The sequence below is a fragment of the Streptococcus caecimuris genome (assembly GCF_943193075.1).
GTDB classification, from domain to species: domain Bacteria; phylum Bacillota; class Bacilli; order Lactobacillales; family Streptococcaceae; genus Streptococcus; species Streptococcus caecimuris.
The window spans coordinates 124,116-150,264 of sequence record NZ_CALPCT010000002.1; the positions used below are offsets into that span (position 1 = coordinate 124,116).

The 26,149-nt window shown below is 41.1% G+C and carries 29 protein-coding genes and 1 pseudogene; 27 read left to right on the top strand and 3 right to left on the bottom strand.

Features of this window, described 5'->3' with window-relative positions:
- Positions 1 to 19: 19 nt before the first annotated feature.
- From cysS to NFR56_RS01450, 5 genes are all read left to right on the top strand, one after another.
- Positions 20 to 1,363, top strand: a complete 1,344-nt coding sequence (gene cysS / locus NFR56_RS01430; protein ID WP_049483812.1) for a cysteine--tRNA ligase — start codon at positions 20 to 22, stop codon at positions 1,361 to 1,363.
- A complete protein-coding gene (locus NFR56_RS01435; protein WP_003004765.1) occupies positions 1,356 to 1,754 on the top strand; it encodes a Mini-ribonuclease 3 in 399 nt (132 codons plus the stop codon). Before cysS ends, NFR56_RS01435 begins: the two co-directional genes overlap by 8 nt.
- Positions 1,751 to 2,611 carry a helix-turn-helix domain-containing protein gene (locus NFR56_RS01440; protein ID WP_049485640.1) on the top strand — a complete coding sequence of 287 codons (861 nt, stop codon included), beginning with the start codon at positions 1,751 to 1,753 and terminating at the stop codon, positions 2,609 to 2,611. The genes NFR56_RS01435 and NFR56_RS01440 overlap by 4 nt, the downstream gene beginning before the upstream one ends.
- 124 nt (positions 2,612 to 2,735) lie before the next feature.
- Complete coding sequence (locus tag NFR56_RS01445; protein WP_118228587.1) at positions 2,736 to 3,866, top strand: ABC transporter ATP-binding protein; 1,131 nt, start codon at positions 2,736 to 2,738, stop codon at positions 3,864 to 3,866.
- A 66-nt stretch (positions 3,867 to 3,932) separates the two neighbouring features.
- Entirely contained in the window at positions 3,933 to 5,600 is a 1,668-nt protein-coding gene (locus NFR56_RS01450; protein WP_251457222.1) for an alpha-glucosidase, read from the top strand.
- Positions 5,601 to 5,927: 327 nt separating this feature from the next.
- Here the strand turns inward: NFR56_RS01450 and NFR56_RS01455 are convergent, their stop codons facing one another.
- Together NFR56_RS01455 and NFR56_RS01460 are read right to left on the bottom strand one after the other, a co-directional pair.
- The gene (locus NFR56_RS01455; protein WP_251457224.1) at positions 5,928 to 9,149 is read right to left on the bottom strand and encodes an LPXTG-anchored zinc carboxypeptidase; all 3,222 of its coding nucleotides are present in this window, start codon (positions 9,147 to 9,149) and stop codon (positions 5,928 to 5,930) included.
- A 114-nt stretch (positions 9,150 to 9,263) separates the two neighbouring features.
- On the bottom strand, positions 9,264 to 10,226 hold the full coding sequence (locus NFR56_RS01460) for an aromatic acid exporter family protein (RefSeq protein WP_070594805.1): 963 nt from the start codon (positions 10,224 to 10,226) through the stop codon (positions 9,264 to 9,266).
- Between the two features lie 96 nt (positions 10,227 to 10,322).
- Here NFR56_RS01460 and rlmB point away from each other — a divergent pair, with 96 nt between their 5' ends.
- From rlmB to NFR56_RS01555, 20 genes and pseudogenes are all read left to right on the top strand, one after another.
- Positions 10,323 to 11,051 (top strand): 23S rRNA (guanosine(2251)-2'-O)-methyltransferase RlmB, encoded by a 729-nt coding sequence (gene rlmB, locus NFR56_RS01465; protein ID WP_003010074.1) that lies wholly within the window; start codon positions 10,323 to 10,325, stop codon positions 11,049 to 11,051.
- Positions 11,052 to 11,069: 18 nt separating this feature from the next.
- Complete coding sequence (locus NFR56_RS01470; protein WP_003004212.1) at positions 11,070 to 11,582, top strand: NYN domain-containing protein; 513 nt, start codon at positions 11,070 to 11,072, stop codon at positions 11,580 to 11,582.
- Complete coding sequence (locus tag NFR56_RS01475; RefSeq protein WP_003010076.1) at positions 11,582 to 12,445, top strand: DegV family protein; 864 nt, start codon at positions 11,582 to 11,584, stop codon at positions 12,443 to 12,445. Before NFR56_RS01470 ends, NFR56_RS01475 begins: the two co-directional genes overlap by 1 nt.
- A 152-nt stretch (positions 12,446 to 12,597) precedes the next feature.
- On the top strand, positions 12,598 to 13,044 hold the full coding sequence (rplM, locus tag NFR56_RS01480) for a 50S ribosomal protein L13 (protein WP_002876943.1): 447 nt from the start codon (positions 12,598 to 12,600) through the stop codon (positions 13,042 to 13,044).
- 18 nt (positions 13,045 to 13,062) lie between these two features.
- Positions 13,063 to 13,455, top strand: coding sequence for a 30S ribosomal protein S9 (rpsI, locus tag NFR56_RS01485; RefSeq protein WP_000075973.1), 393 nt, complete (start codon positions 13,063 to 13,065; stop codon positions 13,453 to 13,455).
- A gap of 353 nt (positions 13,456 to 13,808) precedes the next feature.
- On the top strand, positions 13,809 to 14,111 hold the full coding sequence (locus tag NFR56_RS01490) for a TMEM175 family protein (protein ID WP_004240734.1): 303 nt from the start codon (positions 13,809 to 13,811) through the stop codon (positions 14,109 to 14,111).
- A complete protein-coding gene (locus tag NFR56_RS01495; protein WP_000397556.1) occupies positions 14,036 to 14,377 on the top strand; it encodes a hypothetical protein in 342 nt (113 codons plus the stop codon). The genes NFR56_RS01490 and NFR56_RS01495 overlap by 76 nt, the downstream gene beginning before the upstream one ends.
- 13 nt (positions 14,378 to 14,390) lie before the next feature.
- Positions 14,391 to 14,714 (top strand): potassium channel family protein, encoded by a 324-nt coding sequence (locus tag NFR56_RS01500; RefSeq protein ID WP_001253404.1) that lies wholly within the window; start codon positions 14,391 to 14,393, stop codon positions 14,712 to 14,714.
- Positions 14,711 to 15,760 (top strand): DUF389 domain-containing protein, encoded by a 1,050-nt coding sequence (locus tag NFR56_RS01505; protein WP_000126416.1) that lies wholly within the window; start codon positions 14,711 to 14,713, stop codon positions 15,758 to 15,760. The genes NFR56_RS01500 and NFR56_RS01505 overlap by 4 nt, the downstream gene beginning before the upstream one ends.
- 487 nt (positions 15,761 to 16,247) lie before the next feature.
- Positions 16,248 to 16,838, top strand: a pseudogene (locus NFR56_RS01510) (IS256 family transposase); the annotation flags it as partial.
- A 180-nt stretch (positions 16,839 to 17,018) separates the two neighbouring features.
- A complete protein-coding gene (locus NFR56_RS01515; protein ID WP_002893755.1) occupies positions 17,019 to 17,297 on the top strand; it encodes a DUF6110 family protein in 279 nt (92 codons plus the stop codon).
- A 1-nt stretch (position 17,298) separates the two neighbouring features.
- Positions 17,299 to 19,362, top strand: coding sequence for a heavy metal translocating P-type ATPase (locus NFR56_RS01520; RefSeq protein ID WP_002893754.1), 2,064 nt, complete (start codon positions 17,299 to 17,301; stop codon positions 19,360 to 19,362).
- A gap of 299 nt (positions 19,363 to 19,661) precedes the next feature.
- Positions 19,662 to 20,276 carry a CadD family cadmium resistance transporter gene (locus NFR56_RS01525; protein ID WP_338146941.1) on the top strand — a complete coding sequence of 205 codons (615 nt, stop codon included), beginning with the start codon at positions 19,662 to 19,664 and terminating at the stop codon, positions 20,274 to 20,276.
- Positions 20,277 to 20,287: 11 nt separating this feature from the next.
- Positions 20,288 to 20,626: a Cd(II)/Zn(II)-sensing metalloregulatory transcriptional regulator CadX gene (gene cadX, locus NFR56_RS01530; RefSeq protein ID WP_000711078.1), complete on the top strand. Its 339-nt coding sequence runs from the start codon at positions 20,288 to 20,290 to the stop codon at positions 20,624 to 20,626.
- A 45-nt stretch (positions 20,627 to 20,671) separates the two neighbouring features.
- The gene (locus NFR56_RS09855; RefSeq protein WP_003004655.1) at positions 20,672 to 20,806 is read left to right on the top strand and encodes a hypothetical protein; all 135 of its coding nucleotides are present in this window, start codon (positions 20,672 to 20,674) and stop codon (positions 20,804 to 20,806) included.
- A gap of 69 nt (positions 20,807 to 20,875) precedes the next feature.
- Positions 20,876 to 21,160 (top strand): hypothetical protein, encoded by a 285-nt coding sequence (locus NFR56_RS01535; protein WP_227038813.1) that lies wholly within the window; start codon positions 20,876 to 20,878, stop codon positions 21,158 to 21,160.
- A gap of 616 nt (positions 21,161 to 21,776) precedes the next feature.
- The gene (locus tag NFR56_RS01540) at positions 21,777 to 21,986 is read left to right on the top strand and encodes a helix-turn-helix transcriptional regulator (protein WP_251457260.1); all 210 of its coding nucleotides are present in this window, start codon (positions 21,777 to 21,779) and stop codon (positions 21,984 to 21,986) included.
- Positions 21,983 to 22,165: a hypothetical protein gene (locus NFR56_RS01545; RefSeq protein ID WP_061591346.1), complete on the top strand. Its 183-nt coding sequence runs from the start codon at positions 21,983 to 21,985 to the stop codon at positions 22,163 to 22,165. The genes NFR56_RS01540 and NFR56_RS01545 overlap by 4 nt, the downstream gene beginning before the upstream one ends.
- A 13-nt stretch (positions 22,166 to 22,178) precedes the next feature.
- Entirely contained in the window at positions 22,179 to 22,529 is a 351-nt protein-coding gene (locus tag NFR56_RS01550) for a PspC domain-containing protein (protein ID WP_049499704.1), read from the top strand.
- 14 nt (positions 22,530 to 22,543) lie between these two features.
- The gene (locus tag NFR56_RS01555) at positions 22,544 to 23,245 is read left to right on the top strand and encodes a DUF3169 family protein (protein ID WP_251457228.1); all 702 of its coding nucleotides are present in this window, start codon (positions 22,544 to 22,546) and stop codon (positions 23,243 to 23,245) included.
- Between the two features lie 287 nt (positions 23,246 to 23,532).
- Here the strand turns inward: NFR56_RS01555 and NFR56_RS01560 are convergent, their stop codons facing one another.
- Positions 23,533 to 23,736, bottom strand: a complete 204-nt coding sequence (locus NFR56_RS01560) for a CsbD family protein (protein WP_003016236.1) — start codon at positions 23,734 to 23,736, stop codon at positions 23,533 to 23,535.
- Positions 23,737 to 24,061: 325 nt separating this feature from the next.
- Here NFR56_RS01560 and NFR56_RS01565 point away from each other — a divergent pair, with 325 nt between their 5' ends.
- Both NFR56_RS01565 and NFR56_RS01570 read left to right on the top strand, forming a co-directional pair.
- Positions 24,062 to 24,658 carry a rhomboid family intramembrane serine protease gene (locus tag NFR56_RS01565; RefSeq protein ID WP_251457230.1) on the top strand — a complete coding sequence of 199 codons (597 nt, stop codon included), beginning with the start codon at positions 24,062 to 24,064 and terminating at the stop codon, positions 24,656 to 24,658.
- A gap of 137 nt (positions 24,659 to 24,795) precedes the next feature.
- Positions 24,796 to 25,917: a VanZ family protein gene (locus NFR56_RS01570; protein ID WP_251457232.1), complete on the top strand. Its 1,122-nt coding sequence runs from the start codon at positions 24,796 to 24,798 to the stop codon at positions 25,915 to 25,917.
- Positions 25,918 to 26,149: the final 232 nt, after the last annotated feature.

Genomic DNA, 26,149 nt, shown 5'->3' on the forward strand with positions numbered 1-26,149 from the left:
AACAGAAAGGAAATGAAGCGTGTTAAAAATTTATGATACCATGTCTCGTGATCTGCGAGAATTTATCCCCATCGAGGAAGGAAAGGTCCGCATGTATGTTTGTGGGCCAACGGTTTACAACTATATCCACGTAGGGAATGCCCGCTCAACGGTGGCCTTTGACACGATTCGTCGCTACTTTGAGTATCGTGGCTACGAAGTTGCCTACATTTCCAACTTTACAGATGTGGATGATAAGATCATTAACCGTGCCAAAGAAGAAGGTATCACACCTCAGGAAGTGGCAGACAAGTACATTGCGGCTTTTCGTGAGGATGTGACGGCTCTTGGCGTGAAACCTGCAACTCGCCATCCTCGTGTGGTCGAGTTTATGGATGACATCATTCGCTTTGTCGCTGACTTGATCGAAAAAGGCTATGCTTATGAGAGTCAAGGGGATGTTTATTTCCGTGTGGAAAAATCCCACAACTATGCCAAGTTAGCCAATAAAACCCTAGAAGACTTGGAGCTAGGCGCTTCAGGTCGGACAGATGAGGAAACAGCTCGCAAGGAAAATCCAGTCGACTTTGCCCTCTGGAAAGCTGCCAAACCAGGTGAGATTTCTTGGGACAGTCCTTGGGGACCTGGTCGCCCGGGTTGGCATATCGAGTGTTCGGTCATGTCAACGGGGATTTTAGGGGATACTATTGATATCCACGGTGGTGGAGCCGACCTTGAGTTTCCACACCATACCAATGAGATTGCCCAGTCTGAAGCTAAAACAGGCAAAACTTTTGCCAATTACTGGATGCACAATGGCTTTGTCAATATTGATAATGTCAAGATGTCCAAGTCCTTAGGCAACTTTATCACCGTGCATGATGCATTGAAGACTATCGACGGCCAAGTGCTTCGCTTCTTCTTTGCGACCCAGCACTACCGCAAGCCCATTAACTTCACAGAAAAAGCGGTGCGAGATGCGGAGACCAACCTCAAGTATTTGAAAAATACCTATGAACAGCCGTTTACAGGAGAAGTGGATCCAGCAGACTTGCAAGGCTTTGTGGACAAGTTTATCGCGGCTATGGATGAAGATATCAATGCGGCAAACGGGATTACTGTCGTCTTTGAATTGGCCAAATGGATCAATTCAGGTCACTACAATCAAGACGTTAAGGATGCCTTGACCAAGATGTTAGAAGTCTTTGGAGTGGTCTTTGTCGAAGAAGTCTTGGATGCGGATATTGAAGCCTTGATCGCTGAACGTCAGGAAGCGCGGGCTAAGAAAGATTTTGCGCGAGCAGATGCCATTCGCGATGAATTGGCTGCACAAGGAATCAAGCTCTTGGATACAAAAGAAGGTGTAAGGTGGACACGTGATTGATGTCAATCTAATCAATGGGATTGCCCTTGCCTTTGAGGGAGATGCGGTCTATTCCATGTATATTCGCAGACACCTGATTTTTCAAGGGATGACCAAGCCTAATAAGCTTCACCAGGCTGCTACCCGCTATGTATCTGCTAGAGCTCAGGCCAGCTTGATTGAAAGCATGCTGGAGCAAGAAATTCTAACGGAAAAAGAGTTGGAGATTTACAAACGCGGTCGCAATACCAATAGCCATACCAAGGCCAAAAATGCGGATGTCGTGACTTATCGGATGTCGACAGGCTTTGAGGCTGTCATGGGCTATCTCCATATGACGGGGGAGCTCTCTCGTCTAGAAGAGCTGATTGACTGGTGCATCCAGCAAGTAGAAGAAGGAAGAAAGCAGTGAAAAATATCAGAGAGTGGTTTCCTCATGCAGAGGTGACGGATCAAGCCAATCCACCAGCTGGTTATGTAGCCATTCCCCTTCAGGCTCATCAATGGTTGCTGCTGAAGGAAGAAGAGCTAACCGAGCGAGAAAAACAATTGATTTCCTGGTTAGGCGGTGAAGAAGAGGTTGCCCCTAATCCTTGGTACCAGTACCTGATCGATGGAAAGGGAGAAGCCCCTCAAGTCATCAAAAAAATGCAGCTCGTCTATTGCCACATCTCGCATTCAACAGCGGAAGGGACGGCTTCTTGGTTAGAGATGATGCAGACACTCTTGCCCAACTTCCGAGCAACCTTGCAACTGAGCGGACAAGATTATGTGCTCATTCTGGACCAAGACCAGTCTTTACCTGTGGCCGATATCTTAAAAGATACTGTCTCTGCCATGGAGTATGACTTCAATATTCGTTTATCTATCTTGGTCGGGCAAGTATGGACCGAGTCTAAAGACGGGAAAGTGTCTCCTGTCATCCGAGCAGAACAGGCTGTCTTTCGAGCTTGGATTCGAGAAGGCCATCAAGGTGTCTATCGCTTTTCTCAACTCTATCTGTGGGGAATCGAGCAGGCAGATTTGGATCTTACCCCAATCAAAGCAAGCTTGCATCAGTTGATTGAAAGTCAAGATCAATTGCAAGACATCATTGTTGCTCTTTGGGACAATGGGGCAGTCGTAACCAAGGCCGCCCAACAACTCTATCTCCACCGCAATTCGCTCCAATACAAGATTGATAAGTGGGAGGAGTTGACGGGTCTTCAGTTGAAAAATCTGACAGATCTAGCCCTGTGCTATCATTTAGTTTTACAAGATGTGATTTAAACGGAATCAATCCAGAGTTTTGTGCAACTTGCACAAAACTCTTTTTCTTTTTTGTGAGACTTGCCATAGAAATGTAAAACGTTTTCATTTACAATAGAACTATAAAAATCAAAGGAGTACCATCATGGTAGAATTGAATCTTAAAAATATATACAAAAAATATCCAAACAGCGAACACTACTCAGTTGAAGACTTCAACTTGGACATCAAAGACAAAGAGTTTATCGTTTTCGTAGGTCCTTCAGGATGTGGTAAATCAACTACTCTTCGTATGATCGCTGGTCTTGAAGATATCACAGAAGGTGAATGTTCCATCGATGGTGTCGTTGTAAACAACGTGGCACCTAAAGACCGTGACATCGCCATGGTATTCCAAAACTACGCTCTTTACCCACACATGACTGTGTACGATAACATGGCCTTTGGTTTGAAATTGCGTAAATACAGCAAGGAAGATATCGACAAACGTGTACAAGAAGCAGCTGAAATCCTTGGCTTGAAAGAATTCTTGGATCGTAAACCAGCTGACCTTTCTGGTGGTCAACGTCAACGTGTGGCCATGGGTCGTGCCATTGTCCGTGATGCAAAAGTGTTCTTGATGGACGAACCTTTGTCAAACTTGGATGCTAAACTTCGTGTATCCATGCGTGCTGAAATTGCGAAAATCCACCGTCGTATCGGAGCTACAACCATCTACGTAACTCACGACCAAACAGAAGCGATGACATTGGCTGACCGTATCGTTATCATGTCTGCTACTAAAAACCCAGCTGGTACAGGTACTATCGGACGTGTAGAACAAATCGGTACTCCGCAAGAAGTGTATAAGAACCCTGTGAATAAATTCGTAGCTGGATTCATCGGAAGCCCTGCTATGAACTTCATTAACGTGAAATTGGAAGGTGGACACATCGTTGCCAATGGATTGAACTTGAAAGTTCCAGAAGGTGCTTTGAAAGTCTTGAAAGAAAAAGGCTATGATGGTAAAGAATTGATCTTTGGTATCCGTCCAGAAGACGTGAATACAGAAGCTGCTTTCCTTGAAACATTCCCAGAATCAGTCGTGAAAGCAACCATCTCTGTATCTGAGTTGCTTGGTTCAGAATCTCACTTGTACTGCCAAGTTGGTGACAACGAATTCATCGCTAAAGTAGATGCACGTGACTACCTTGGAACTGGTGAAACCATCGAACTTGGATTTGACTTGAACAAAGCTCACTTCTTCGACAAAGAAACTGAAAAAACAGTATACTAATACCTACTGAAACTGTAGAGACTGAGACGATATGTCTCAGTTTCTTTCATTTTAAGGAGACAAAACATGGAAAAAGACTGGTGGAAGGGGAAGGTCGCTTATCAGATCTACCCAAAAAGCTTCAAAGACAGCAATGGAGATGGTGTTGGGGACTTAAAAGGGATCACGGAGAAACTCGATTACCTTCAAGACTTGGGGATTGATATCCTCTGGTTATCGCCTATTTACAAGAGTCCGTTTATTGACCAGGGCTATGATATTTCTGACTATTATGCCATTGATCCTATTTTTGGAACTATGGAAGATATGGAGGAGCTGATTGCGGAAGGTAAGAAACGGGGCATTTCCATCATCATGGACTTGGTGGTCAACCACTGCTCCAGTCATCACGAGTGGTTCCAAAAAGCTCTAGCGGATCCAGATGGACCTTATGCGGACTACTTTTATTTCATCGAAAGTGACAAGGAACCCAACAACTGGGAAAGTTACTTTGGAGGCAGTGTCTGGGAACCAGTTCCTGGCACCAACAAATACTATCTCCATTCTTTCCACAAGGATCAGCCGGATCTCAATTGGCAAAATCCTGTCTTACGCGAAGAGATTTACAAGATGATCAATTGGTGGTTGGACAAGGGAATCGCTGGCTTCCGGATTGACGCCATTATCAACATTAAAAAAGATTTAGAATGGCGTTCGCTTCCGTCCGATCGTGACAATGGCCTGGTTCCAGTGCCGGAATCGCTGGTCAATGCCCAACCGATTGAACCTTTCCTGCGAGAGTTAAAGGAGCGAACTTTCGCCAAGTACAATGCCTTCACTGTAGGGGAAGTTTTCAATGAAACCGATGAAGAATTGCACTTCTTTATTGGAAAAGATGGTGTCTTCTCTTCCATCTTTGACTTCAAACAAACCATGCTGGGTCAGGAAGGAAAAGGCTGGTTCGACCATGCTCTTCCAACTGCAGATGAACTCAAGGAAAGTATTTTCCAAGCCCATGAGCGCGCGGATAGCATTGGGGTTCTTTCGACCATTATCGAGAATCACGACGAGACTCGTGGGGTGTCCCATTATATTGCGGAAGGTCCAGTAAACGATACCAGTAAAAAAGCTCTGGGAACTATTCAGGTTTTGCGTAAGGGAATTCCTTTTATCTACCAAGGCCAAGAAATTGGGATGGAAAACCAAGTCTTTGAATCGGTGGAGGACTTTGATGATATCGCAACCATCAATGGCTACCACGTCGCGAAAGAAGCTGGTTTAAGCGAGGAAGAAGCCTTGGCCGCGATTGCCAACTACAGCCGGGACAATGCGCGGACACCCATGCAGTGGTCAGCGGAGCCAGGATTGGGCTTTAGCGATGGAACAGCCTGGTTGATCAGTCCCAAACCAAATGTTGCCATCAATGTGAAAGATCAAGAAAAGGATCCAAATTCCATCTTGAATTACTATCGCCAGTTGACGGCCTTGTATCGCCATCCCCTTTATGGAAATACCATCCGATTCGGAGATATGATCCCAGCGTATCGGGACCGTGAAAACATCATCGCCTTTGAACGCCGTGGGGACAAGCGTCTCTTGGTTGTCAGCAATTTCCAAAATCGCCAGGCCACCTTGGAGTTGCCAGCTCCGATTAAAACAGTCGTTTTAAATAATACAGCAGGATTATTCCAAGAAGGAGACCAAGTGCTAGAATTAGCTCCTTACCAAACGGTTGTGTTGGAATTGGTGGAATAAGGAGAAACTTTGCATCAGTGTTAGGATTTAATGTAGAATAGTATGTTCATTAAATATTCTGGAGAACATTATAAAAGTTTTCTATACTTTAGAATCATTCAAGTATAAACTGAAACTTTCCGCTGTGAGAAAAGTGTTTGAAACATTATTGTTTCAAACACTCGGGAGTTTTGAGACCTTAGGCTCAAAACTAAGTCATGGAACTTCGAAGAAGTTCGCTGACGTCCGTACTCACCTAAGGAAAGTTTTGAAAGATATTTTATCTCCAAAAAGAACCTTCGCGTCTGCGAAGGTTCTTTTCGTGTCATCCAAGTCTAAACCTGGAACTTACTCAACTTCTTTCTTTTTCAAGAGGAGGAAGCCTCCGCTAACGGCTAACAAGAAGCCTGAAAGAATGAAGTGTGCGGTTGTGTCTTCTCCAGTTTGTGGCAATTGTGCCTTAGCTGGACTTTCTTGGAAGCTTTGTCCTACTTGGTAAGTCAAAGCTTGCACGCTTTCTCCATTTTCCACAGTTGTTTCTTTTTGTGGAAGGAGCACTTTAGGAGTGTCCTTCTTGGCCAAGATTGGCTGTGGATTGCTTGTTTGGTTATGAATTGGAACTACCACTTGATCTGGTTCTTTAGCTGGAACGTAATCCATCAAGCTTGCCAACTTGCTGCCAAAGATCGCATTGGTTACCCAGCGGAAGAAGTGGACAGGGTGTTGACGGTTGGTTGGATTTCCTGCATAGACAAAGAGTGGTTGTCCCATCAGTTCTCCAGAGATGGCCATGACTTTGTTAGCCAGAACATCGTTATGTGGCCACCAACCTGCAATATAATAATCGCTTGGAGCGATGCTCATCAAGGTCTTGAAATGCTCTGGAACCTTTTCAATCCAGTTTCCTGAGTTGGAGTAGAAGAGGGTATTCTTCTTGTATCCGCTGGTCAATGGATCCTGATCATCAATGATCGCTTTCATCAAGCCTTCGTAGTCACTACCGCCTTTTAGTTTTTCAGCGTCAAATCCTGTAAGAACTCCCAATTTTTCCAATTTTTGCATGGCTTCCCCGCCAATGACAAGGGTTGGTTTCTTGCCAAAAATGGAAGCGTCAAAGCGATTGCTTTCCAAAATAACAACATCCGCTTCTTCTGGCGTATTGACGATTTGGAAGCCTAATTTTTCAAGGACCAAACTAGTATGAGCAGGCGCATCTACTCCAGCCCAATTATAGTGGTAGTTTGGAGAGTAGACCTTCATCGGTTTCAAGGTTGGGCCACTAGGCACCTTGTAGAGGGCATCACCATAAATGGCATAGTTTGGTAGGAGCGAAGCAAAGGTATCGCGGTCAACGATGTAGCCATCATCTGTTAGGTAGACAGATTTTCCTTGTGCAATAGCCTGGTTGACAGCTTTAACGGCACTGGCTGAGGTATTTGCGATCACATAGTAAGGAGCTTTTGGATCGATCTCAGAGGTACGAGTGGCGCGGGTGGTGGTGACTTCTCCTAATTTTCCGTTGAAAAGACCATCCGCAAAGACAGGTTCGGACTTGAACCCTCTCATATCTGGGAAGTTTACCAGCAACTCTGCGTACATAGCAGCCCAGGCAGATTCGTTGGAACCCTTGTAGAGAATGTGGTTAGCATAGCCACGTTTGGCTTGGGCCATGTCAATGACTAAGTCCCCTTTTTTATAGTTGCCAATATCTTCTTTGAGTTCCTTGACGAGGACACCATTGCGTTTGAAGTAGTCGATCATATTGAAGGCTTCTTGGGCATCGTTGTCTTTGTCGAGGCTCATTGGGATGACGTAGTAGTCTGGGAAGAATTTCGGACGACCATTTTTCACACGTCCAACGATTTCTCCATTTGGGCCGACCAGTTCATTTTCGGCTTTTGGATCTTCGGTTTTATTGAGACCGCGCAGGTAGAAGTTGAGACGCATCTCAAGGAGACGGTCCGGATCTTGGTTGAGGAAGTCAATCCCTCCTAGGACAGCATTGCGACCTGCTTTGTAGGATTCTTCATTTCCTTCCGGAATTTCGATAGTATGGCCTAAGATACCATGGTAGACAGCATAAACTCCTGTATAGCCAGAGAAGGAGTCATCCCAGCCATCGCCCCAATCCAGTTTTGGAATGATGTAACTATCGTATTTAGAATTGGCAACTCCTGCCCGTCCCATATGATGGGCATTTTCTAGCATCAGATCTGACAGAAGATCGTATTCGAAGTTCGGATCATGTGGTGGAGTTGCAGGTTCGATCAAGAATTCTTTGACAAAACCGTGTAAGTCGTAGAGAGCGATTGGATTCCATTTGTTGATCATTTGGATAACCGTGCGAACTTCAGGGTTGGTTTGGTAGCTGGCATCCCGGTTTGGATCGAGCCCGTTTGCTAGGGCCCGCAGGTTGAGAGCATCCCCATCTGGGTTTTCCGTGAAGTCAAATAAGAAGATGAATTTATTGAGCAAGGTTGGAATATCTAGCGTGACTGTTTTAGCATTTCCAGCTTCATCGGTGGTGTTAAAGGTCACCTTTTCCTTGGTCGCAAAAGTATTGAAGAGGCCTGTGATGATATCAATGCCTGGTTGTTCATCCGCGTGGGTGTTGTGGACTAAGACAGGTAATTTGTAATCCAAGGTCTTGTCCTTCAGAGCTGCCAGCATTTCACTTGGCTTAGTCAAAGCTGTAGGGTTGGTACTAGAAAGGTAGTGATCAATGCTGGCTTGGTCCTTGCTCACGATCCCCATCTTCATATCCCGGCCTTGGGCACTCTTGCCAAGAGTTTCCAGCTGCACTAAACGATCGGGTTTCGCTTCTTCCTTGGATTTTTCGATGGCAGCCAGCATCTCTTCATGTGTATGGTAGTCTTGGTAAGGTCTAAAAACAAGGGTTTTATTGATGGTCACACCTAAGTCTGCATTGGTCCCGACCAGTTCATGGTTGCCGATGTAGTTGCGGTAAGTCCGGCGAATATTATTTGGGCTACGAAGACTGAGATCTTCACCAAAGAGATCCTGCACGTCAATGTGGAGATCCAGATCATTGCCGTTTGCGGTCTCTGTGATAGTAAGGAATGGATCCTTGCTCAGTGTTCCTGTCTCCATATCCCAGGTTTTCCACTCAGAGAGAGGTTTATTGTCTAAGGTCCAGCTGATCTTGCCAGCAGCTTGAGCTTTTTCTTGGACTTTGTCATCAATCGTACTCTTTTCAGAGAGATAAATGGTGCTATCCGTCAATCGAGTCGCTTGGTCAGCGGTCGTTGTAGCACGGGTAGTGCTTGGACTAGCGGTTGGAGCAACTTCTGTTGTAGAAGCCGCATCAGAAGTCGCTGCGGTTTCTGTAGGACTAGCAGGAGTTACTTCTGTGGATGCAGCGGGACTGGTCGTCTCGGCGGTCACAGGTTGCTCAGTAGCAGGTGTCGCTTCAAGGGCCGTGCTAGGCTCTGTTTGAGGCGCTTCTAAGCTATCGGCTGAAGCTTGGCCATGACCGATAACGGAAAGCAAGACAGCCGCTGAGAGGCTGAGTGTTGTAGTGTACAAATGTTTCTTATACGAAGACTTCATATAGAAGACCCTCCTTAAAAAGTTATTTTCCGTTTCTAGTATACCATTTTAGGAAAGTGTTTACAACAAAACCCCGAATAAAAAAGCCTTTGCATCTTGCAAGGGCCTTTTTGTCTATTCTGTCTCCTTATGAAATTGTTGGTAAAAATCAACCTTGACCTGGATAAAAGTTTCTAAGTCTCTTAAGAGTTGGAGCAAGGTGGCGCGTGTTTCGAATTCTTCACGGGTCTTAGGAAGAGGACGTTCGCGAAAGATCGCCAAATACTGACTAATATCATCTAGAAGATCTTGGGCAGGATTTTTCTGGCTTAACTGTTGGGCCGTTTTCTTAAAAAGTTGAGCTAGGATTATGCTTTCACTCGCCGCCAACTGACAGCGGTTGACGTTTTCTGCCATATCCCGCAGAATATCGTTTTGCCGCTTGCGCATTTCGAAGTAGTGAATATGGTAGTTGGTTTGGTGAAAGAGGTGGTTGGAATGGTCCAGATAAACTAGCTTCAAAGCGTCCTTTAGGATACCATCCAACTCCTTAATCAAGCGAGCATCATTGCGACCATCCCCTTTACTAAGTAATTCCGCAAAACGACCAAGGATCTTTTTCAGTTGGTCTTCAACAACATCATGGTAGTGATCGATCGCTCCCTGATTAGAAGGCATATAGAGATTGGCCAGCAAGGCAAAGCTGGTCCCAATTAAAAAGAGAGCAAGTTCATTGAGCAAGAGCCCCCAGGAGGTAGACTGCTCAATCAAGAGGTGGGTAACCAACACCGTACTAGGGGTGATACCGATCTGCCAACCCAATAGAAAGGCACCAGGAACATAGAGAGCGATAAAAACTCCCAGTGCCCAGAGGTTGAATCCAAAAAAGGAAAAAGCGAGACTTCCGATAGCAAGGGCTAGCAAGGTCGACATAAAGCGCTGGTAGGCTTGCTTGATGGTACTGCGACGCGTATCAGAGATGCTCAAGATGGCAATGACGCCAGCTGAGATGGCATAGGTCAAGCCCAGAGCATAAGCAAGGGCAGCTGCTAAACAGGTGGCCAAGGTGAGCTTAATGGTTCGTTGAAAAAGAGGCATGGTTTCCTTTCTATTTTACTAGTTTCGCTGAGATAGATTTCATTTCATTATATCATGAATTGGCCTCATCCTCCTTTCTTATGGTATACTAGTTCTATGGAAAATAACGATATCGTATACGGTGTCCATGCAGTCACCGAGGCTTTACAAGCCAATACAGGCAATAAATTATATATTCAAGAAGACCTCCGAGGGAAAAATGTCGACAAGATCAAGGCCTTAGCAGCTGAGAAAAAAGTGTCGATTTCTTGGACGCCAAAGAAAACCCTGCAGGAAATGACAGAAGGAGCTGTTCACCAAGGCTTTGTTCTTCGAGTGGCAGCCTTTGCTTACACCGACTTGGCAGCGATTCTGAAACAGACAGCCCAAGAAGAGAACCCGCTTTTATTGATTCTCGATGGCTTAACAGATCCGCACAATCTTGGATCTATCTTGCGGACAGCTGATGCGACCAATGTCTCAGGAGTCATCATTCCTAAGCACCGAGCGGTTGGGGTGACCCCAGTGGTGTCAAAAACTTCTACCGGAGCAGTGGAACACATTCCCATTGCGCGTGTGACCAATCTTAGCCAAACCTTAGACAAGCTAAAGGAAGAGGGCTTCTGGATCTTTGGAACCGACATGAACGGCACGCCATCTCATCAGTGGAATACGGCTGGCAAGTTAGCCTTGATCATTGGCAATGAAGGAAAAGGGATCTCAGCCAATATCAAAAAACAAGTCGATGAGATGATCACCATTCCCATGAATGGTCATGTGCAAAGCCTCAATGCCAGTGTGGCAGCAGCCATCCTTATGTATGAGGTCTTTCGCAATCGACTATAATCCTAGAAAGGCAATGATATGAAACGAAAAATCTTATTGGTTGACGGCTATAATATGATTGCCTTTTGGCAGGAGACCCGCCAGCTCTTTCAAAAAAGTGAGCTCGATGCAGCCCGCAATATCCTCCTGCAAAAACTGAGCCACTATGCTAGCTTTGAAGGAATCGAAGTCATCTGTGTCTTTGATGCCCAGTATATGCCAGGAGTGCGGCAGACCTATGAGGAGTTCAATGTTCAGGTGGTCTTTACCGGTGAGGATGAGACGGCAGATGACTATATCGAGCGCTTGGCGGCAGAGCTTAACACGCCCCTCCACCAAGTATCAGTAGCGACCAGTGACTTAAATGAGCAATGGACCGTCTTTGCTCAAGGAGCTCTTCGGGTATCTGCCAGAGAGTTAGAAAAACGGGTCGCAGTCGTCAAAGGAAACCTCAATCAAGCGCAGCGAGTGGTTAACGATCAAAAACCACCCATGCGACCGCTCGATCACGAAGTATTGCGACAATTACAAGAAATGATGGGAGACAAGTAATGACATTTGCTATTTTAACCGATTCGACCGCAGATTTAGACCAAAACTGGGCCAAGGAACATCAGGTGACCATTCTTGGCTTGACCATTGAGTTAGATGGGACGGTTTACCAGACAGTAGGCCAAGCTCAATTGACCAGCCCGGAGCTTTTAGAAGCCATGAAAAATGGGGCCAAACCGACAACCAGTCAGGTCAATGTGGGCCAATTTCAGGAAACCTTTAAACAATTTGCCAAAGAAGGAAAAGATCTGCTTTATGTGGCCTTTTCATCAGTCTTATCTGGGACCTATCAGAGTGCAGTCATGGCACGAGACCTGGTTTTAGAAGACTACCCGGAAGCCGTGATCGAGATTGTCGATCAGAAGGCTGCTGGGATTGGAGAGGGTTATCTGGTCATGCGAGCAGTAGCTGCGCGTGATGCAGGTCGTTCATTAGCAGAAGCCAAAGAAGAAATCATGGACCTAGCGCCAAAACTGCGGACTTATTTCCTAGTTGATGACCTCTACCACCTCATGCGTGGCGGCCGTCTCTCAAAAAGTGCCGCGATCATGGGAAGTTTGGCCAGCATCAAACCCATTCTCTGGATAGATGCGGAAGGGAAATTAGTCCCTATTAGCAAGGTTCGGGGACGCAAAAAAGCTGTCCGGGAATTACTGGAGCTGATCAAAGCAGATATCGGTGAAAGCACAGCCTTGGTATCTTATACCAACGATCTAGAAGGAGCCGAAGCACTGAAGCAAGAAATGCTTGCGCTTGAAGGCATCGATGAAGTTCTCGTGATGCCTCTTGGACCGGTTATTTCAGCCCACGTCGGCCCGAATTCCTTGATCGGATTTGTCATTGGAAAAGAAAATCGCAAATAATTTTCCAAATCGGTTGACTTTTATCTTAGAATTTTGATACAATAGTAGGCGGTATTGTTTACCCCATTTGTAAGGCCCCGGAACCTTTCAAATAACTTGCGGACCGGAACATCCGCCCTGTAAACAAAAACGACATTCATATAGGAGAAATCATGAACAAAACTACATTCATGGCTAAACCAGGCCAAGTAGAACGCAAATGGTACGTTGTTGACGCAACTGATGTACCTCTTGGACGCCTTTCAGCAGTTGTTGCTAGCGTGCTTCGCGGAAAAAACAAACCAACATTCACACCTCACACTGATACAGGTGACTTCGTAATCGTTATCAATGCTGAAAAAGTTAAATTGACTGGTAAAAAAGCAACTGATAAGATCTACTACACTCACTCAAACCACCCAGGTGGATTGAAATCAATCTCTGCTGGTGAACTTCGTTCTAAAAATGCAGTACGTTTGATCGAGAAATCAGTTAAAGGTATGCTTCCACACAATACTCTTGGCCGCGCTCAAGGTATGAAATTGAAAGTATTCGTTGGAGCTGAGCACACTCACGCTGCACAACAACCAGAAGTTCTTGATATTTCAGGACTTATCTAAGGAAAGGAACAATAAAGTATGTCACAAGCACAATATGCAGGTACTGGACGTCGTAAAAACGCTGTTGCACGCGTTCGCCTTGTTCCAGGAACTGGTAAAATCACTGTTAACAAAAAAGATGTTGAAGAGTACATCCCACACGCTGACCTTCGTTTGGTCATCAACCAACCATTCGCAGTTACTTCAACTGTAGGTTCATACGACGTTTTCGTTAACGTTGTAGGTGGTGGATACGCTGGTCAATCAGGAGCTATCCGTCACGGTATCGCTCGTGCCCTTCTTCAAGTAGACCCAGACTTCCGCGATTCATTGAAACGCGCAGGACTTCTTACACGTGACTCACGTAAAGTTGAACGTAAGAAACCAGGCTTGAAAAAAGCTCGTAAAGCATCACAATTTAGTAAACGTTAAAACTTATTTAAACTTATTGAAAGCATTTCGTATCAAAAATACGGGATGCTTTTTCTGTTCACCCCAAATTTTTGTAACTAGGTGATACTTGAAATTAATACAAATTTGGTTGTTTTTGATAAATCTAAGCAACACTAAATGATGAAGTGAAAGGGGATGAATCTTTGATAGTATTCATTTATTGTGAAATATGATATATTTATTAATTAGATGGATGAATACTTCTAGAGTTAAATATAGCATAATAGGGACAGACTTTTTGGTTTATTTTTGTTTGTAGTCGGATTATGAAAGAATATCCAATATTATGCGATAAGATAGAATGTTACAAAAAAGAAAGGGGATGCAATCCGATGAAGAAAGACAGATTAATTGTATTGACAGATGCTGTTCTAGCAATTATTATGACCATCTTGATTTTAGAGTTAGAAAAACCAACAACACCAAGTCTTGAAGCTTTTTGGGATTTACGGCAAAATTTCTTTGCTTGTTTTCTTTCCTTTTTCTGGTTGGGATCGTTATGGATGGCACTAAACACATTATGGGAAAAGGTTGAGAAAATTTCCTCAGAAATTATTTGGTGGAATTTGTTTCTACTCTTGGAGCGGCAGGAGTTCTCTTTGGAGAATTTCATGCCATCCAAGATACCAGTCTGAATGATGTGGTGGACCGGATCTATATAAATGTCAAGGATTTACCGTTTCAGTCCTTGGGAGCTTTAGCTAATATCCTGTCTGATGTTAAGAAGGGACTGATTCAAGACAGTCATATCTGGTCTTTCTTCCAGTCATTTTTCAAACAATATCAGTTGATAATCAGCTTAAATCAGATCTATCAGTTTGTCTATCTTTCTCTGATGGAGATCATGTCCTATCTTCACTTTGATTATTGGAAAAAACGGCTCGGTCAGGAGCTAGTATGAATAAGGAGAACAAATGAGACGTTTAAAAATGTTATGGCATATTATACAGGTTACGGGTTTTACTCGGTTTGCTCTGAGTTTTGTGACCTTTGTTTTTGGGTCAGGAGGCGTGCTTTTCCTAGTTGAACCTGCTATCACAAATTACGGAGACGGTCTTTGGTATGCTTTTGTGACTTCGACGACTGTCGGCTACGGGGATCTCCTAGCTGTGACCTTGATTGGAAGGATTACCAGTGTCTTCTTGACGATTTATGGGCTCATATTTTTTGGCTGTTTATCAGCTGTTATTATTAATTATTATACCGATTTAAATAAGGAAAGAGGAGAGGACAAATGACTGCCAATTATTCAACACGGGAATACCGTGAGAAATTATACGATGACCTTCATGTTCGATTGAGAGATACAGCGATTTTGATGTGTGCAATTTTTATTGCCTCTATCGGTCTAAATATGAATTCAACAGCTGTTATTATTGGAGCCATGTTAATTTCACCTCTCATGACACCGATTGTTGGACTGGGATTCGGTTTAGCTATTTTTGATACGCGTTTAATCAAGCAATCTCTAGAGGTTTTATTGACTCAAGTGTTGGTCAGTTTGCTTGTCTCGACTCTGTATTTCTGGATTTCTCCCTTGTCTTATGCAAGTAGCGAGTTGATCGCACGAACCTCTCCAACCATTTGGGATGTTCTCATTGCTATTGCTGGTGGGATTGCTGGTGTGATCGGTTCAAGGAAAAAAGAAGCAAACAATATCGTGCCAGGAGTAGCCATTGCTACAGCTTTGATGCCGCCTATCTGTACTGCTGGCTATGGTTTAGCTAATGGGAATGTACGATTTTTATTGGGGGCTCTCTATCTTTTCTTGATCAACTGTGTCTTTATCATGCTAGCCAACATTGTTGGAACAAGAATTTTGATGAGAAAATCTCCTTTAACTTCATTTAAAGAGCTGAGCATTAAAATGAGAATTGGCTTGATTTCTTTGATTGTATTGTTGATTCTTCCAGCTAGCTATTCGGCAGTTACTCTGACAATAGAACAAGCGCGCAAAGAAGGGATCAAACAGTTTGTAGGAAAAGAGTTCGCCAATTATACGGTTATTAATCAAGTCTACAAGTCAAGTAACAATGAATTGGTCTTGACGGTTGTTGGAGATCCGATTTCAGAAGAAGAATTAGAAACACTCCACCAAAAACAAGCCTCTTACGGTATTCAATCTGTTCAATTGAAAGTGAATCAAGTTCAGAACTCGCCAACATTAGATAGTGAAGCGACCAAGGAATTTTATGAAAACATTGACAAGTATATTGATCAAAAACTCTCTGAAAAAGATTCACAAAACGATCTCGTAAAAGAAAATGAAGCAGACAAGGATTGAGGACAATGAACTGAATCGGTTTTTACGCCGTGTTTTTCTTGTATCTTCCTCTTTCTTACTTATAGCAGGTTGTTTTTGCTTGAATAAGAAATAAATTAGAAGTTCTATCATCTAAGAAAAATGATGAAAAAAATCATTTAACTAATGGTGTGAACGTTTAGTGTTTATCAGCTCCATTCTCTGTAATTTTGGGGGTAAAATCCACACCATTTAGATAAAATTAGTTGAATTTGATTGGAAAAACGCTTTTATAAAAGCGGAGAAAAGTCTTGATATTACGCTGTTTTTAGTCCAACTGAAATTCATACTTTCCAAACCAGGCTTGAAAAAGGCCCGTAAAGCATCACAATTTAGTAAACGTTAATTCGTTACTGGACAGCAGAATACAAACGAAAACACTTTGCATCTTGCAAGGTGTTTTTTTCTATGAGAACTGGCGGTGCGCAATTAGGATAGCTCTAGCGACTTTAGTCGCATAGAGATATGCTATGCACAGTTGCCTCAAGAAAACAATGCTTCTTGGTCCACCCTGTTAGACAAGCTTCAAAACCAAGGAATCCAACAGATTTCTCTTGTAGTTACAGATGGCTTTAAGGGGCTTGAGCAGATTATCAGTCAGGCTCACCCATTAGCTAAACAACAATGTTGCTTAATTCATATTAGTCGAAATCTAGCTAGTAAAGTGAAACGAGCAGATAGAGCGGTTATTCTGGGGCAATTTATAATGATTTATCGTGCTGAAAATTTAGAAATGGCAGGACAAGCTTTAGAGGACTTTCTCGCCGAATGGAAACCAAAGTATAGGAAAGTCATGGAAAGTCTGGAGAAGACGGATAATCTTTTAACTTTTTATCAGTTTCCCTACCAGATTTGGCACAGCATGTATTCGACAAACCTCATTGAGTCTCTTAACAAAGAAATCAAACATCAAACGAAAAAGAAGGTTCTTTTTCCTAATGAGGAGGCTCTGGAACGTTACTTAGTTACGTTGTTTGAAGATTATAATTTCAAGCAAAGTCAACGAATCCATAAAGGGTTTGGTCAATGTTCTGATACACTTGAAAGCTTATTTAATTAACACTCCGTAACTCTACTTAAGTGTTTACACATAATTATTTACAGTATCAAAAAATAAAGTATATTGTTTTCATCATAATATAATTAAATATCAGTATAGAGAATTTTATCTATATATCAGATATCAGCAATTGCTTTTGCTGTCATTTTTCGCTACAATAGTTACAAGGAGGAAATAAACATGTTAAAAGAAGTATTAAACGTCGCAAAAGTTGCGAAAAAATCATCTCTCTTCTTAGGAGGGGTAGCATTTGGGACGCTTGGCTTGAAAGTCTTAGCAAGTAAAGAAGCTAAGAAAGGCTATTCTAAGGCCTTGGCTAAAGCTTACAAATTGAAAGATGGACTGGATGCATCTGTTTCTGTTGTAAAACAACACGGTGATGATGTTTTACAAGACGCTAAATATTTATACGAACAGGAAAAGAAAGAAGAACAATTAGATAGCCTGACAGGTGAATAATATGTCTTTTAAAGTGCTACACAGAGGATATCAACATATCCGATTATCGTCCTCGTTTTCACTGACCTTGGATATTCAAGATTATCTTCGTTCCTTGGCTAAAGATGAAAAAGGGATCGACTCTATTCAGTTTTATATGGATCAGCAGCACTTTACTCTACGTATGAAAGAAGGCTTCTCTGTATTAGAAAATGCAGAGGCCTTTTTAAAAAAAATTGACAAGGGGAAAGTTTCGGACTTGATGACTCTTCCCATTCGTAGAGAAGAGAGTGCTTATTCAATTGTATCGGGTGCAGCGATTAAGCGTTTGCTGTTTCGAAGTTTTGTACCCTACCCTATTCGTTATATTTGGACTTGTTATCAGGCTTTGGGTTATGTCAAAGAAGCCTATCAAACTTTAGCGCGCAAGGAACTAACCATGGAGGTCTTGGACTGTTCGGCCATTTTGTTGTCCTTGTTTATGAACCAATCCAAGACAGCTAGCAACATCATGTTTATGCTTGATTTGGGTAATCATCTGGATCAGTGGTCTTTAAAAAAAACAGCAACAGATTTGGAACAAAGCCTTCTTGCTAAAGAAAGTGATGTTTTCTTAGTGCGGGGAGACATGGTCATCAGCATCAAGAGTTCTGATGTTCAAGTAGGTGATGTATTAGTTGTCTCCCAAGGTAATGAAATCTTGTTTGACGGCCAAGTGGTTTCAGGATTAGGCATGGTCAATGAGAGTTCCTTGACTGGAGAGAGCTTCCCTGTTGAAAAGAAAGAGGGAGATTCTGTATGTGCGAATACTGTTTTGGAAACAGGAGAGTTAAGAATTCGTGTGACTGATAATCAGATAAACAGTCGTATTTTGCAACTCATCAATCTGATGAAAAAATCTGAAGAGAGTAAGAAGACAAAACAACGTCATTTTATTAGGATGGCAGACAAGGTTGTAAAATATAACTTCTTAGGTGCTGGTTTGACTTATCTGTTAACAGGTTCGTTTTCAAAAGCCATTTCCTTTTTATTGGTGGATTTTTCATGTGCTCTAAAAATATCCACACCTGTAGCCTACCTTACGGCCATAAAGGAAGGTCTAAATCGAGAAATGGTTATTAAAGATGGTGATGTATTAGAAAAATATCTGGAAGTGGATACTTTCTTGTTTGATAAAACGGGTACCATCACGACGAGTTATCCTTTGGTTGAAAAGGTTCTTCCTTTCGGAGATTATACTGAGAAAGATATTTTAAGAATAAGTGCATGTTTGGAGGAACATATCTATCATCCTATTGCCAATGCAATTGTTAAACAAGCTGAAATTGAAGGCATTGAACACGAAGAAATGCATGGCAAGCTTCAGTATGTTGCAAGCAAAGGGATTAAATCGCAAATTGATGGTCAATCGGTTGTCATTGGAAATTATGTACTAATGCAAGACGAACAGGTAAGAATTAGTTCTGAGCAGCTGGCCTTGATTGAGCAATATAAGACTCATTACAATTTATTGTTTTTGGCTTATAAGAAAGAATTAATTGGGATGTTTTGTATCCACACTCCCTTGAGAAGCGAGGCGAAAGTTGCATTGAAAAAGCTAAAGCGCCAAGGGAAAAAACTGATTCTGGCAACTGGTGATACGTTGGCTAGAACAGAAGAGTTGGTTAAAGATCTGCCATTTGACAACGTTTATACTGATTTAAAACCAGATGGTAAGTTTCAGTTGGTTCAGGAATTACAGAAAGCTGGCCGAACTATTTTGATGGTTGGAGACGGGTTAAACGACTCTGCTGCCTTGACGCTTGCAGATATTGGGGTTGTGATGAATGAAAGTGCTGATATTTCTAAGCAGATGAGTGATATTTTATTATTAGATAATCGTTTAGATTTCTTCGAGGAATTGAATTCTTTATCTGAATCGTTGCAGAAATTAATTCAAAGAAATATTCAAGAAACAGTTGTAATAAATGGAAGTTTAATTGGATTTGGGTTGTTAAATTGGTTAAGCCCATCTAATCTTTCGATATTGCACAATCTGACTACTTTAAGAATCGTCCTTCGTAGTCTTTCTATTAAAAGTAGGTAAGAGACCGAGAAGCTGAGGTTATAAAAACTAAAAGGAGTTGTCTCATTTGAGAATAACGGCTCTTTGTCAACTGTAGTGGGTTGATGGAAAATTATACCCTGGAGAGGACCAAATTGGTTCTCTCCTTTTAAATATTGAAAAAACCATTGGCAGTGGACATACTTTAAGACTATATATTTCTGAAACTAGTTTCACAATACAAATATTGACATGCAATTATTAATTGGTGGATTTTAAGTTGACATCTACAAAGTTTAATGTTAAAATACATTCAAAAATATATTTGAATGAGGTGCTTTATGGTTCAAAATGTTGTTACTTCAATAATCCTGTATTCTGGGACAGCCGTAGACTTACTTATTATCCTAATGTTATTTTTTGCCAAAAGAAAAAGCAGAAAAGACATCATTAACATCTATTTAGGACAATTTCTAGGCTCTGTTAGTCTAATATTGCTAAGTTTACTTTTTGCATTTGTCTTAAATTATATTCCTAGTAAAGAGATTTTAGGTTTACTCGGTTTGATTCCAATTTTCCTAGGCCTCAAAGTTTTGCTTTTAGGAGATTCTGATGGAGAAGCTATTGCAAAAGATGGTTTGCGAAAAGACAATAAAAACTTGATTTTTCTAGTCGCTATGATTACTTTTGCAAGTTGTGGCGCTGACAATATTGGTGTCTTTGTCCCATATTTTACCACCTTAAATTTAGCGAATTTGATAGTGACTTTACTTACTTTTCTAGTCATGATTTATCTCTTGGTTTTTTCTGCCCAAAAATTGGCACAAGTCCCTTCTGTTGGAGAAACTTTGGAAAAATATAGCAGATGGTTTATTGCCGTTGTCTATTTAGGATTGGGGATGTATATCCTGATTGAAAACAACAGCTTTGACATGCTATGGGCTGTGTTCGGCTAGGAGAAAAAAATATGAAAAAAGATAGTATCTGTCAAGTGGATGTTATTAATCAACAAAATGTTACAACCGCAACGAACTACCTTGAAAAGGAAAAAGTCCAAAAATCACTTCGTATTTTATCAAAGTTTACCGATAATAAACAGATAAATATCATCTTTTATCTCCTTGCTGTTGAAGAACTCTGTGTCTGTGATATAGCCTGTTTACTAAATCTCAGTATGGCATCTGCCTCTCACCATCTTCGTAAACTAGCCAATCAAAACATCTTGGATACTAGAAGAGAGGGGAAAATTATATATTATTTTATAAAAGATGAGGAAATCAGAGATTTTTTTAATCAACTAGGATAACAACTATTTTTACTACTTTTCCATGATTATATATAGGACTTATCTATGAAATTTTTTGATGAAAATTACTCACAAGAAAGACCTGCTCGTAGCAAATGTTTAAGAAAAAAGTATAATTTAAAGCAAAGCGACCTAGGTAATGCAGGTCAAGTTAGCCAAGTTGAAAAGGGAGGAATTTGAAAGGATTTGTATCTTTTATTTTTTGTTTCATTTATGTCCTATGCTACTGGAATAGTTAGTAGTCATTTCATGAATCATACGGCACAGCTCTTTTATGGACTGATCGTTATTGTTTCAACGGTAGCAAACTGGTTTTTACATAAAGTAATTGATAAACCCAATATAGATCAGAAAGAATTACTTGAAGCTAACGCACAATATAGAAAGTTATTGATACCTGACCTAATAATTAAAGGAGTGGGATTGATTCTATCCTTAATTCTCTATCCTCCGATTATGATGTATAGTGTTTTGATTGCGGCATTTTACATCATAACTTTAAAAACACTATCTGAAAAAAGAGTGAATAACTAGAAAACGGTGACCAAAGTTAGGTGTATTATTTTAATACTTACAGACCTAAACTATTCCCCCGTTTAAAAAATATTGATTCAAATTTTATGAAATGAATCAGTAGATATCGTTCTGAAAAACCTTGATATTACGCTATTTTTAATCCAACTGAAACTCATACTTTCCAAACCAGGTTTTAAGAAAGCTCGTAAAGCTTCACAATTCTCAAAACGTTAATCAATACGATACTATCAACGTTTACAGACATTCAAGAGTATTCTCTTGGCTGTCTTTTTTGTTTCCAAAATACAAAGTTCACCCCGTTATTTTTTTGATTTTAAGTATCCATTTCACCTCTATTTAGAAAAATATCAAATCAATTCTTATTCAGGATAAGAGTTTTGACCTAAATCATTTACAAAATGACAAAAATAATGACATTTTTGACTAATATCATTGTCAAAAATAAAAAGATATGTTACAATGTAATCAAGTTAAAGAAATAAGACTTTGAACGGAGAAACTATGAGGATATCGGTAATAATATCTTATATAATAACAAAGGAGGAAAAATCAAATTCTACCATTTTGGGGATATCTAAGCGAAGTGGCTGAATTTGATAGACAATCGGTAAATATGAAGCTAAATAATCGTTTAAAAGAGCTTCGCGCTCGTGATGGTTTAAACCAAACTGAGCTTGCCAAGCTAGCAGGTATATCTAGGCAGACCATTAGTTTGCTAGAGCGTGATGAGTATACCCCCTCTATTATTATCGCCTTGAAAATCTCTCAGATATTTCATGAGCCAGTAGAGTCGGTATTTCGCTTAGAGGAGGAAGAATCATGAACAAATATAGAGTAATTTATTATCTTTGTATCATTGCCTTTATAGCAAATGTTTCGATGATGATCGGGACCTTGCTGGGATGGTTTCACATTTTAGACAGTAATTATTTTTTCTGGAGTAGCTTGATTTTTAGTTTAGTATTTGAGCGGATAGAAAAGAAAGTAAAAGAAAGAGTATAAAAGGAGTAAGATTATGAAAGAGTTTTTGGCAGATTTTCAAGTAGATACCGAACATAAAGAAATTGCAGGGGTTTGTGCCGGTATCGCCCGTTATTTCAATGTAGACCCTCTGATGATTCGTGCATTAGCCGTTTTGCTTTTTCTATCTTCGATAGAAATTAGTCTTCTCACAGTGATAAGTTATGCTTTTTTAGCTGGCTGGATGGGAAATGAATCTCTTGAAGTAGTCATCAAAAAATCAGGGTACAAGATTCTATTTTTCTATCTAGTTGCCATTCTCCTGAATAGTTTTGGTGATCAAGTTTTAACGGCGACTTTTGGATTTGGGCATGCTCTGGTTCAAGGACTGCTAGGTTTATTTTAGAAAGAAGATAGAAAATGAAAAAGAAACATTTATTACTATTGTTAGGAAGTTTATTGTTGGGTGGTTTAATCGGAATGTTTGGTGTTGCCTTTACGAATCTTCATTTAAACATTTCTCAAGAGCAAGTACAGTTTATTTTAACAACCTTCTTTTTCTGTCTGGGAATACTATCGACCATAGTAGCTCTTTATTTTATTATGAATAGTAGGAAGGCTTATGATAGCTACCTAGCAGAAGAAGATGATGAATTAAATGAGCGAGCTTATATCAAGATGTATCGCTCTCTAGATTTTGGGACAGTTGCTTACAATGTTTTGCAAGTTAGTATGCTTTTCAGTTTGGTTACAGTGTTGCCTAGCCACGATTTACCGATATCAGCTTTTCTCTTAGCAGTATTAACCATTCTTGTTGGAAGTTTTTGTGTCAAAACAACGAGCAAAATTCGTAATTACCAGCTCTCTATTTTAGCCACACCAAAAGAGGTATTAGACTATCTAGAAACCTATGATGAGGGAGAGAAACAGGCGGAAATGGTAGAGGCTTATTTAATCTTGTTCAAACTCAATCAGCTAATCTTACCATCTGTCTATATCATCTTATTTGCCTTATCTATCATCCTTGGTGAAGTGCAGTTAGTTGGTGTCCTTATAACGGCTGTCATCCATCTCTATATCAATATTGCACAATTAAGAAAAACAAAACGTTACTTTAAATAGCAGGGATTTCTATGAATGGTGTCGAAAATGGAGGTGACGATGTTGAGAGGGATGAGTCAATCAACATTTAGTCTGTTTCAAGATAAAGTGATAGCACAAAAATCTGAAAAGATCGTAAAGCAGCACCATTTAGTAAATCTTTCTTTTAAAGATAGACAATCGTTATAAAAAGCACCTTTCGGGGTGCTCTTTTTTCTATACCTAAGATGAATGAAAAACAAAAAACACCCTATCTTCCACGGTCAAACATGACGATAGAAAATAGAGTGGGTCTAGGATGTTAAAGACTATTTGTCGTCTTTATGAAAGATATTTTTAACGCCCTTGATAGCTCCTTCAACAGCTTCTTTTGCATCTTCAGCAACTTCTTTTGCTTTTGAAGCAACTTTTTCAGCAGTGCCTTCAGCTTCTGTTTTTTTATCGCCGGTTAATTTACCGAAGCCTTCTTTAACAGAGCCTTTTACTTGGTTCAATTTTTCTTCTAATGACATAGCGTCACCTCCGTTAAGTAAATAGTTTTTTAATCTGAATTTAAGACAGTTCATTTAAAAAATTAAAACTATTTAGCTCAGATTAATATAAGTATATGCCTTCTGAAATGGAAAGTCAAATTTTCGCTACGGTATTCTGAAAGCAGGATCGATTTTTGATCTGAAGGCAAATCGTGAGCGACTAATAAGTCACGATATTTCGTTTTTACAGCAAAGATTTGAAATGAAAGAAGCAAAAAACTTTTCTGTCTCCAATAAAATAAATGGTATAATGGTCGTGAATGGATACATCGTAACGCTATTTTTTGAAAAAGAGAAGAGAAACATGAAAAGAATCCTCAAAACCTACCCCGTTGTCAGTACTTTGTCTTTAACTTGTTTGTTGCTCGGCCTGTTGACTTCCTTTAATGGGGATGCTATGTATGACCTATTGGCCTTTCATTCGAAGCCGGTCTATGGTTGGCAATATGTCAGTGGGACCCTGATGCACGGTAGTAAAGGCGCACCTATCTGGTTTTTATGGGTCCATTTGTTGTTAAATGGGCTCATGATCCTTCCTTTCGGAGGACTGCTAGAAAGAAAAAGAGGCTCCAGACAAGTCTTGATTGTTTTTGTGACGGCGACAGTCCTTTCTTCCATCGTTTTTCACCTCTTAACCCAGGGGCAAGACATTCAGGCAACAGGGATCTCTGCTGTAGGATACGCCTTTGTAACCGGAGGGATTATGCTCCTGCCAAACGTGTGGAAAGAATTTTCACGCACCGTAAAACTGTTTTATCTATTCTTAATTTTTCTATCTGGCCTCATGCTCTTACCAGCAATCACCGGATGGATCTCAACACTATTGCATCTTTCAGGGATTGTGAGTTATCTATTGGTCTTTATCGGAAGTAAAGTCTTGAAGGAGAGAGGTAGCAATTAAGCCGACTATTGAGTAAGGTTTTCATCGTGCTTCCTTGACTCTTCCTCTACCAGGCCGTATAATACTCTATATCAATGAAAAAATCACCTTTTGTCATTGTGCAAAGGGTGTTTTTATAACGGTAAATGGGAGACACAATGGGATACATTTCTACAATCAAAACCGCTGTTCAGCTCTTTCCTTTCCTGGCCTTTTTGCTGACCTTGCCCTACATGATTTTGAATTATCGAAAATATGGTTCGGTCAATAAACTGCGGGTGCTGATTTTCTATTCTTTTATGCTTTACTTGATGACGGTCTATCTCTTGGTGATCTTGCCTCTGCCGGATCCAAGTAAGATTCATACTAACTACTCGGAAATGGTCAATCTCCATCCCTTTGCTTTTGTAGTGGATTTTTTCAAGGAGAGCCCCTTTGATTTAGCGCAGACTGGTACATGGATTCAAGCCCTTAAGCATCCAACTTTTTATGTGCCTGCCTTTAATGTTCTGATGTTGATTCCTTTTGGGATGTATCTACGCTATTATTTCAAGTGTGGTTTTAAGAAAACGATTCTCCTGACAGCCCTCTTTAGTCTCTTTTTGGAGCTGACCCAGTTATCAGGTCTCTACTTTCTATATCCGGGTCCTTACCGCCTAGCAGATGTCGATGATATTATTCAAAATACCACTGGTGGTGGAGTGGGTTATCTGCTTGGTTGGTTCCTGGTATGGTTATTGCCAACACGAGATGAAATTGACGAACATTCTTTCCGAGTAGGAACCAGAGTATCTGGTTTCCGGACGGGTCTTGCCTTCTTGATCGACTTTGTGATGCTATCCTTGCTTTACGCGGTAATCGAGCGTTTAGAGACGATTCCTTATGTAGCGGTTTTGGCTGTTTATTTTGGTTTGATTCCCTTGTGGCGGGGCAAAACCTTGGGAATGGCTTTATTGAAATTCCGCTTGCATTTTGACAAGCAAAAATGGCTTCGCACCATCTGGCGGGGAATCCTGGTAGTAGGTTATTTCTATCTGATTCCTCAAGGGTTGTTCTATTTGATTTCGCTCTTGAATAGCGATTTGACGGACAATTCCCTCTTAACCCTGTCCATGATTTTATTGCTCTTCTTTGTGCTCTTATTGTACCTGATTCTCACCCTTGCCATCGTCTTGCTCAATCGTCGCTTTCTGTTTGACCGTCTAGCTGGGGCTGAGTATGAGAGTACGGTGCGCGTGAAGAAAGAGCTCTTAAAGGATGAAACTGAATCGTCAAAATAGAGAGAGTGGGACAGAAATCGGTAATTCGTTAGAATTCGATTTCGTCGTCCCACCTCCGCACAGTTGAGTAGGGCTGTAAAAGCTGATGAAATCAGCGTAGTAGAGCCCACTCAACCACCGCGTCTTGCTCGACAATCCAAAAACAATTAAGAGGCTAGGACTTTTGTCCCAGCCTCTTAATTGTTTTTATACACATAAAAATATCCGAACGTTCCCAGTTGAGAAGGGCGAT